Below are 7,880 nucleotides of genomic sequence, written 5' to 3' on the forward strand. Positions count from 1 at the left end.
ATCGACGCTTGCCACCGCCGTAAAAGGGGTCCCTTTTAGACGCCGATCGGGGGTCCCGGTTCGACGCCTATTTACAGCGCTGGTCGCCGAGATCCTCGCCGCCGACCACCTCGTCATCGCGACGCCGGTCTACAACTACAACATCCCCGCCGCGCTCAAGGCATGGGTCGACCATATCGTGCGCAAGGGCATGACGCTCGGGTTCGACGGCAGCGGCCTCGTCCACGGCAAGACCGCGACGGTGCTGATCGCGTCGGGCGGCGTCTACACCGAAGGCTCGCCGATCCGCGACCGCGACATCGCCACCCAATATCTGCACCTGATCCTCAAGGTGATCGGCATCATCGACGTCACCGTCGTCGCCGGCAGCAACGCCAAGGCGGTCGACATGGGCGAGCAGACGATGGACCAGTTCGTTGCCACGCTCGCACCCGAGATCGAACGCGCCGCCGCCTGAGCGCACGCCCTCGCTCACCGGGCCGTTGTCCTCGTCGCCCCAGCCTGAGCCGGGGCAGGGCTGCCCGGGCTTGTCCTGTTCAGACTGAACCCTGCCCCGTTCGTGTCGAGCGATATCAACACACCAAACCCGGCCCCTCGACTTCGCTCGGGACGAACGGATATCAACACCTGACCAGGACGGGCTCTGGGCTGGTGGGGGCCGCTCCGTGACTGGGGTCGTCGGCGGGAGGACGGATGCGATGGCTGGCCCTTCCCGCTTTCTGGTCGTCGAAGGTCCGATCGCCCGCGTTCTCGCATCACACCGAACTACCGACGTCCACATCACCGAGCAGACGACGGCTCACCATCCAGACGCTCACGGCTCGATCAACGACACCCATGTCTTCGTGAACACCGCACGCGAGTTCGCGATGCTGCTGGAGGTGAAGGGCCACACGCTCAAGCTCGTCGATGTCGATTACATCGCGGTGGCCGAGGGCGACGAGGTGCGCGCCGTCTGCCGACGGAGCTACAGCGGCCCGCTGATCGTGATGGACTGGCACAACCGGACGCGCGCGATCCGTTTCCGGACGATCCCGCAGCCGCTCGACGGCGTCATGACCGATATCGTCGGAACGGCATTGCTGGTGATCGCCGGCGTCGTCATCGCCGTCTGGTTCGGTCGCGAGACCGACTCGGACAAGGCCATGGCGATCGCGGCGTTCCTGGTCTTCTCCGCCCTCGTCCTGAGCCTACTCATCCTGCGAAAGGCCACCGAACTCGCCCGCGTTCACGAGGCATTGGACGCGTTGACCCGACCTTGATGCGGACGCTTCTGTCAAAGCAGCGGCTGAGCGGATCGGCCGCGAAGACGTCCCGCGTGCTCACGAGTCCTGCTCACTCCCACTCGATCGTGCCCGGTGGCTTGCTCGTGTAATCGAACACCACCCGGTTCACTCCCCTCACCTCGTTGACGATCCGCGTCGCCACGCGCGGCAGGAAATCGCCCGGGAAGGCGAACACGTCCGCCGTCATCCCGTCGACGCTGGTCACCGCGCGCAACGCCAGCGCATGGTCATAGGTGCGGCCGTCGCCCATCACCCCCACCGTGCGCACCGGCAGCAGCACCGCGAACGCCTGCCAGATCGCGTCGTACAGCCCCGCCGCGCGAATCTCCTCCAGATAGATCGCGTCCGCGCGGCGCAGGATCACGCAGCGCTCACGCGTTACCTCGCCGGGGATGCGGATCGCCAGGCCCGGGCCGGGGAACGGATGCCGCCCGACGAACGCCGCCGGCAGCCCCAGCTCGCGGCCCAGTTCGCGCACCTCGTCCTTAAACAGTTCGCGCAGCGGCTCGACCAGCGCCATATTCATCCGCTCGGGCAGTCCGCCGACATTGTGGGGGCTCTTGATCGTCACCGACGGCCCGCCGGTGAAGCTGACGCTCTCGATCACGTCGGGGTACAGCGTCCCCTGCGCCAGGAACTTGACCCCGCCCAGCTTCGCCGCCTCCGCCTCGAACACCTCGATGAAGGTACGCCCGATGAACTTGCGCTTCGCCTCCGGGTCGGTGACCCCGGCCAGCCCGTCCAGGAACAGCGCCTCGGCCTCGACATGAACGAGCGGGATACCATAGGCGCCCCGGAACAGGGCGACCACCTCCGCCGCCTCGCCCGCCCGCAACAGGCCATGGTCGACGAACACGCAGGTGAGTTGATCCCCGATCGCCTCGTGGATCAGCACCGCCGCCACCGCCGAATCGACCCCGCCCGACAGGCCGCAGATCACGCGGGCGTCGCCCACCTGCGCGCGGATATCGGCGATCCGGGCCGCGCGATACTCCGCCATGCTCCACCCGCCCGCGCAGCCGCAGACGTGGCGGACGAAATTGGCGAGCAGCCGCGCGCCGTCGGGCGTGTGCGCCACCTCCGGGTGGAACTGCATCGCGTAGCGGCGGCGGTCGTCGTCGGCGATGACCGCGAAGGGCGCGCCGGGGCTGGTCGCGACCGGGCGCCAGCCGGGGGCGAGCGCGGTCACCTTGTCGCCGTGGCTCATCCACACCTGATGCAGATCGCCAGGCGCCCACAGCCCGTCGAACAGCGCGCACGGCTCCGTCACGGTCAGGAACGCGCGCCCGAACTCGCCGCTGTCGCCCGCCGCCACCGCGCCGCCCAGCTGGTGGCACAACAGCTGCTCGCCATAACAGATGCCCAGCAACGGCAGCCCGCTGTCGAGCACCGCCGGATCGAGCCGGGGCGCGCCCTCGTCCAGCACCGACGCCGGCGAGCCCGACAAAATGACGCCGCGCGGCCGCAGCCGAGCCAGCGCGGCGGCGGCGGTCGTGAACGGCGCGATCTCGCAATAGACCCCCGCTTCGCGCACGCGCCGCGCGATCAGCTGCGTCACCTGGCTACCGAAATCGACGATCAGGATAGTCTCGGGATGGTCCATGGCCGGCGATTAGCCGAAGCTGGTCACCGGTCAATCGGCGAGCGACGGCAGCCACCCCGCGCGCCGATCACGAGGCGACGTCGCGCGCCGTGGGATGGCACGCGACTTCTGGCGCATCGCCGACTTGCCCGCCGGACGTGCCTGGCACGGCTCCGGACGGCATCGGGAGATGAAGACGAGCGGCGTCGCGCGCGTCCTTCAAAGCAACGACGACGGCTTCGGTCGGGGAGCTGCTGCTATCACGCGCCGCCTCACTCGCCTATGACGCGGGCCGACCCGGCATTGTGCTCGCGCGTCCCGACTGCGAGCGCACGCAGAACACGACTTATCTGGGGAACGCACTGCGCGTCGATTACATCCTCGCCCGGTTTGGCTTCATCTCATCGCCCGTCGGATCGTACCGAGGGGCAAGTCATCGCGGGTCGGCCATGGCCTCCGTCAGCTTCTGCATGCGCATCGTGGTACGCGGACAGCATACTTGCCCATCGTCGCTTCACGGATGCCAAGGGCTGGTTTTCACCGGTGTTCGCGTTATGCTGCGGCTCGTCACTGTTCGCCATCCGATCGATTTGTTGGGGGATCAGCTATGGGTCTTCGTTCCTTGCTCCTCGTCTTGTCGATGATCGCTGTGCCAGCGATAGGGCAACAAACCGCCACCAGCACTACCACCAGCACCGCGCCGCAAGCCAAGCCGGAGAAGAAGATCTGTCACCGCTTGGTCGAAACCGGTTCCTTGGTGCCGTCCAAGCCAGACTGTCGGACGCGCGCGCAATGGGAAGCCGACGCCATCGCGGGACAGTCGGAAGCGCGGTACCTGGTCGAGAAGAGCCGCGCCGGCACGGGCCCCCAGTAATGGGCCTCGTTCGCCTCGGCATGCCAGGATGACGGCGGATCAGGTTCCCTCGTTGCTCCATGCGGCCGATATCGCGCGACGACGCGGAGACGTGGCGACAGCAACGGCGCATCTGCGCGCGATCCTCGACCTGACGCCCGATCATCCGATCGCGCTGAACGCGCTCGGCATGATGGCGCTGGGGAAGAACGATCGCGACGCCGCCGCTTTTTTCGAGCGCGCCACTGCTGCCGATCCTGGTGCGGCGCCCCTATGGGCCAATCTTGCCACCGCGCATCGAGCCCTGGGCAACGATGAAGGCGAGCGGGTCGCCCTGACGCGAGCGTTGGATATCGATCAGACCGAGTTGATGGCCAACATTCGCCTGGCCGAGCTGCTCGATCGGCTGGGCGAAGAAGATGCCGCGATATTCCGTTGGACCGGAGTGGCGGCGATCATCGCGGCGCTCCCCGATCGGACCTCGGCACTCGACCAGTTGCTGGAGCGGGCTCAACGGCGGGTAGGCGATCACGCGGCGACACTTGCGAGCGAACTATCGCAAACGCTCGATCCCGAACGACTGAAATCCCGAGACCAGCCCGGAGCCCTGCGGCGTTTCGATACCTGCCTCGACTCGATTTTGGGGCGACGTCGTATCTACCCGAATGCGCCTCATGGTCTGAATTTTCCCTTCCTGCCCGCCGACGAATTCTTCGATCGCGTACATTTTCCATGGCTGGGACAAGTCGAGGCAGCGACATCGGATATCCAGGCCGAGTTGGGCGCGTTGTTGGCGACCCGCAGCAATGCCTTCGCGCCTTATGTGTCGATGCTGGCGGGGACGCCGCAGAACATCTGGAGCCCGCTCGACCGTTCCGACGCTTGGAGCGCGCTCTACCTGTGGCGTTACGGCGTCAAGAACGACGACATGTGTGCTCAATGCCCAAAGACGGCGGCGCTGCTTGAGTCGTTGCCCCGGGCCGACTTGCCTTCTCGCGGTCCTACCGCCTTCTTCTCGATGCTGAAGCCGAGAACCAGGCTTCCCGCCCACACCGGCGTCACCAACATCCGTTCCATCGTTCATGTACCGTTGATGGTGCCGGACGGTTGCGGGTTTCGGGTCGGCGGTGAGACCCGGCCCTGGAGCATTGGCGAAGCCTTTGTCTTCGACGACACGATCGAGCACGAAGCCTGGAACGACAGCGACTTGCCTCGCGTAGTGCTGATCTTCGACGTGTGGAACCCGCATCTGACGGCAACGGAACAGTCTCTGCTGCGGACGTTGTTCACCACCCTCGGTCCGCGACTGGCCGCCACGGCGAATGTGATCGACTGACGCGTTGCCGCCAGGCGGTCAGATCGACGAACGAGGGTGTGTACTCATTTGACCTTAGGGGCTGGTCATGATTCAAGCTGTTAAGGATTTTCACTCATGGCGGTCTCGCCAACGTCAATCGTCCAGGCCGAGCGCCCTGTTCTCAGCGCGCGCGCACCGTACATTCGCGCGGAAGGACGAGAGGAAGTCGGCAGAGAAGGTCGAGCTGTTCGGATCAAGCATGCGGACCCGCACCTGTTGTCCGTCCGGACCGATCGCCGTCCTGTAACGGGGAGGGGACGGCTTGCCGACCTCAAGCGGGCCGTCAACGATCTCCAACTTTGCCTTGCTCGCCATCATGCCAATATGCGCCTCGATCGGTAGGGGTGCAAGCCCGGCTGGTATCATTCCCTCTCAGATCGGGCCCACTCACTCCGCCGCCCCCGCTCCCGGCGCGACATGCAGGTCCGCCGGCGCCTTGCCCGTCCAGTGCGCCATCCAGCCCAGCACCTCGCCATACCATTGGCGGCTCTCCCTGGGGTGCAGCACCCAGTGGTTCTCGCCCGCGTTGACGAGCAGGCGCGAAGGCACCGCCCGGCGCTGGAGCGCGGTGAAGGCGGCGAGCGCCTGGGTGGTCGGGATGCGGTAATCCTTCTCGCCGCTGATCACGAGCATCGGTGTCTTCCAGTCCGCGACGGCGTTGACCGGGTTCCACTTCTCGAACGCCTGCGGGTCCTCGTAATAGGTCTTGCCGCCGTGCTCCCATTCGTCGAACCACAGTTCGTCCGTCTCGTACGCCATCGCGCGCGCGTCGAAGACGCCGTCATGCTGGACGACACATTTGAAGCGATCGGGCCAGTGGCCCTCGATCCAGTTCATCATGTAGCCGCCATAGGACGCCCCCAGCGCGCAGGCATTGCCCGCGTCGAGCCAGGCGAACTTGTCCGTCGCCGCCAAGAGCCCCTTTTGCAGGTCCTCCAGCGGCTTGCCGCCCCAGTCGCCGCTGATCGCGTCGGTGAAGGCCTGGCCGTAGCCGGTGCTCCCGTGGAAATCGACCGCGACCACGCCATAGCCGGCGCCCGCGAACAGCTGCGGGTTCCAGCGATACGACCAGCTGTCGTTGAACGAACCCTGCGGCCCGCCATGGACGAGGAACGCGATCGGCACCTTGGCACCCCCGCCGGCCGGGCGGACAGCATAGCCCCACACGGTGTCCCCGTTCGCGCCGGCGAAGGAGAAGCGCGTCACCGGCGCCATCTCGATCCCGGCGAGCCTGTCCGCGTTGACGCTGGTCAGCCGCGCCGGCGTGCTGGCCAGCAGGTAGAAATCGTCGGGCGCGGCGAGCGAGTTCATCGCGAACACGACGCCCTTGCCGGACACCGCGACCGCCGAGATGTTGCCCTGCCCGGTCAGCCGCTTTGGCACACCGCCGGACAGGCTCACCGACCAGAGCGGGTTATCTTGGCGGTCCTCGGCGGTGACGTAGACGCGGCGCGAGTCCGGCGCCCAGAAGATCGCCTCCACCAACCGATCCCAGCCATCGGTCAGCGGGCGCGTCTCGCCCGAGCGCAGGTCGCGCAGCATCAGCACCTGGCGATCCGCCTCGAAGCCAGGACGCTTCATCGCAACATAGGCCAGCCAGCGCCCGTCGGGCGACACGGTGGGCAGCGTGTCCGTCGCCCGGTTCGCCGCCGTCAGATTAGTCGGCGCGGCGGACCCGTCGGCGGGCGCGGCGAACAGGTCGAGGTTGGTGGAGGTCGCCTCGATCCGACCCGCCTCGCGCAGGGCGAAATAGACGGTGCGGCCATCGGCGCTCCAGTTCACCTCCTCGCCTCCGCCGTCGGGTTTGGCGGGCGTGTCGCCGACCAGCCCATGCTCGATCGCGACACCGTCGCCCGGCGCGCCGTCGGGCCCGAGCGGGAGCACGAACAGCTGCTGCCGGTCACCGGTCGCCCACTGGTCCCAGTGCCGCACGAACAGCTGGTCATAGGTTCGACCCGCGCCGGCGTTCGGGTCCTTCTTCTCGGCCGCCGGCGCGAGGCTGGGCGCGCCGGGCTTGCGGTCGGCCCAGACGACGATTCGATCGCCGGACGGCGCGACCTTGAAGCCGCCGAACCCGCCGGCGAAGCTCGTCAGTTTGCGCGCCGCGCCGCCCGCGACCGGCCCAGACAATGACAAAGCCCAGATCGCGTCGGTGCCGCCCTTGTCCGACGTGAAATACAGCGTGTCGCCGACGATCTGCGGATCATTCTCGTTGACGTCCGCCTCGCCCGCGATCTTCTCCGGCTTGGCGTCCCGACGCGACAGATCGAGCCGCCACAGGTCGTAGCGGCCCTTGTCGGCGGCCAGATCGGTCTCGCGCTGCGCCCAGGCGAGCCAATGCCCGTCCTTGCTCACGGTCGGCGCCCCGACGCGGCTCAGCATCGTCACGTCGGCGATGGTCAGGGGGCGGGCCGCCACGGGCGCGGCGAGGGCGAGTGCGAGCAGGCTCGCGGACAGGAGACGCTTCATCGACGCGGAGGCTAGCGCAGCGGCGGGTGACGATGCAACATGCTTGCCTGTGTCATCCCGGCCCCGTCGACGTCGCTCAGGTCAGGCTGGTGCCGGACGTTCGCGCGGTCAGCGGCCCTGTCCGGTGATGCGCGCGATCTCGCGGCCGACCATCTCCTCGACCATCGCGGGCAGGTGCGCGTCCAGCCAAGCGCGCAGCATCGGTCGCAGCATCTCGCGCACCATGCCCTCCAGCGTGCCGTCGCTGCCCGGCTCCGGCCGGGTCAACAGGCGGCTGAGCGCGTCGAGCGAGCCACGGCTGGCGGCGACCGCCTCCTGCCCCACGATCGGCGC

Annotated in this window: 7 protein-coding genes; 3 read left to right on the forward strand and 4 right to left on the reverse strand. The window is 67.5% G+C overall.

Annotated features, from left to right (window positions below; translation table 11 throughout):
* On the forward strand, positions 1 to 457 hold a 457-nt coding region (locus tag HUU95_RS03815), incomplete at its 5' end, for an FMN-dependent NADH-azoreductase (protein WP_217429764.1).
* A gap of 241 nt (positions 458 to 698) precedes the next feature.
* Positions 699 to 1,262: a hypothetical protein gene (locus tag HUU95_RS03820; protein ID WP_174278891.1), complete on the forward strand. Its 564-nt coding sequence runs from the start codon at positions 699 to 701 to the stop codon at positions 1,260 to 1,262.
* A gap of 73 nt (positions 1,263 to 1,335) precedes the next feature.
* On the opposite strand, the gene guaA is transcribed toward HUU95_RS03820, so the two are convergent.
* Positions 1,336 to 2,889, reverse strand: coding sequence for a glutamine-hydrolyzing GMP synthase (gene guaA, locus HUU95_RS03825; protein WP_174278892.1), 1,554 nt, complete (start codon positions 2,887 to 2,889; stop codon positions 1,336 to 1,338).
* 881 nt (positions 2,890 to 3,770) lie between these two features.
* Here guaA and HUU95_RS03830 point away from each other — a divergent pair.
* On the forward strand, positions 3,771 to 5,057 hold the full coding sequence (locus HUU95_RS03830) for an aspartyl/asparaginyl beta-hydroxylase domain-containing protein (RefSeq protein WP_174278893.1): 1,287 nt from the start codon (positions 3,771 to 3,773) through the stop codon (positions 5,055 to 5,057).
* Between the two features lie 114 nt (positions 5,058 to 5,171).
* Here HUU95_RS03830 and HUU95_RS03835 read toward each other — a convergent pair whose 3' ends face one another.
* The 3 genes from HUU95_RS03835 to HUU95_RS03845 form a co-directional block, all read right to left on the reverse strand.
* Positions 5,172 to 5,396 carry a hypothetical protein gene (locus HUU95_RS03835; protein ID WP_254602603.1) on the reverse strand — a complete coding sequence of 75 codons (225 nt, stop codon included), beginning with the start codon at positions 5,394 to 5,396 and terminating at the stop codon, positions 5,172 to 5,174.
* 69 nt (positions 5,397 to 5,465) lie between these two features.
* Positions 5,466 to 7,547, reverse strand: a complete 2,082-nt coding sequence (locus HUU95_RS03840) for an alpha/beta hydrolase family protein (RefSeq protein ID WP_174278894.1) — start codon at positions 7,545 to 7,547, stop codon at positions 5,466 to 5,468.
* A gap of 108 nt (positions 7,548 to 7,655) precedes the next feature.
* Positions 7,656 to 7,880 (reverse strand): DUF2497 domain-containing protein (locus HUU95_RS03845; RefSeq protein WP_174278895.1); only part of this gene is annotated, 225 nt, incomplete at its 5' end.

This window comes from Sphingomonas bacterium (assembly GCF_903643065.1).
Classification (GTDB): Bacteria; Pseudomonadota; Alphaproteobacteria; order Sphingomonadales; family Sphingomonadaceae; genus Sphingomonas.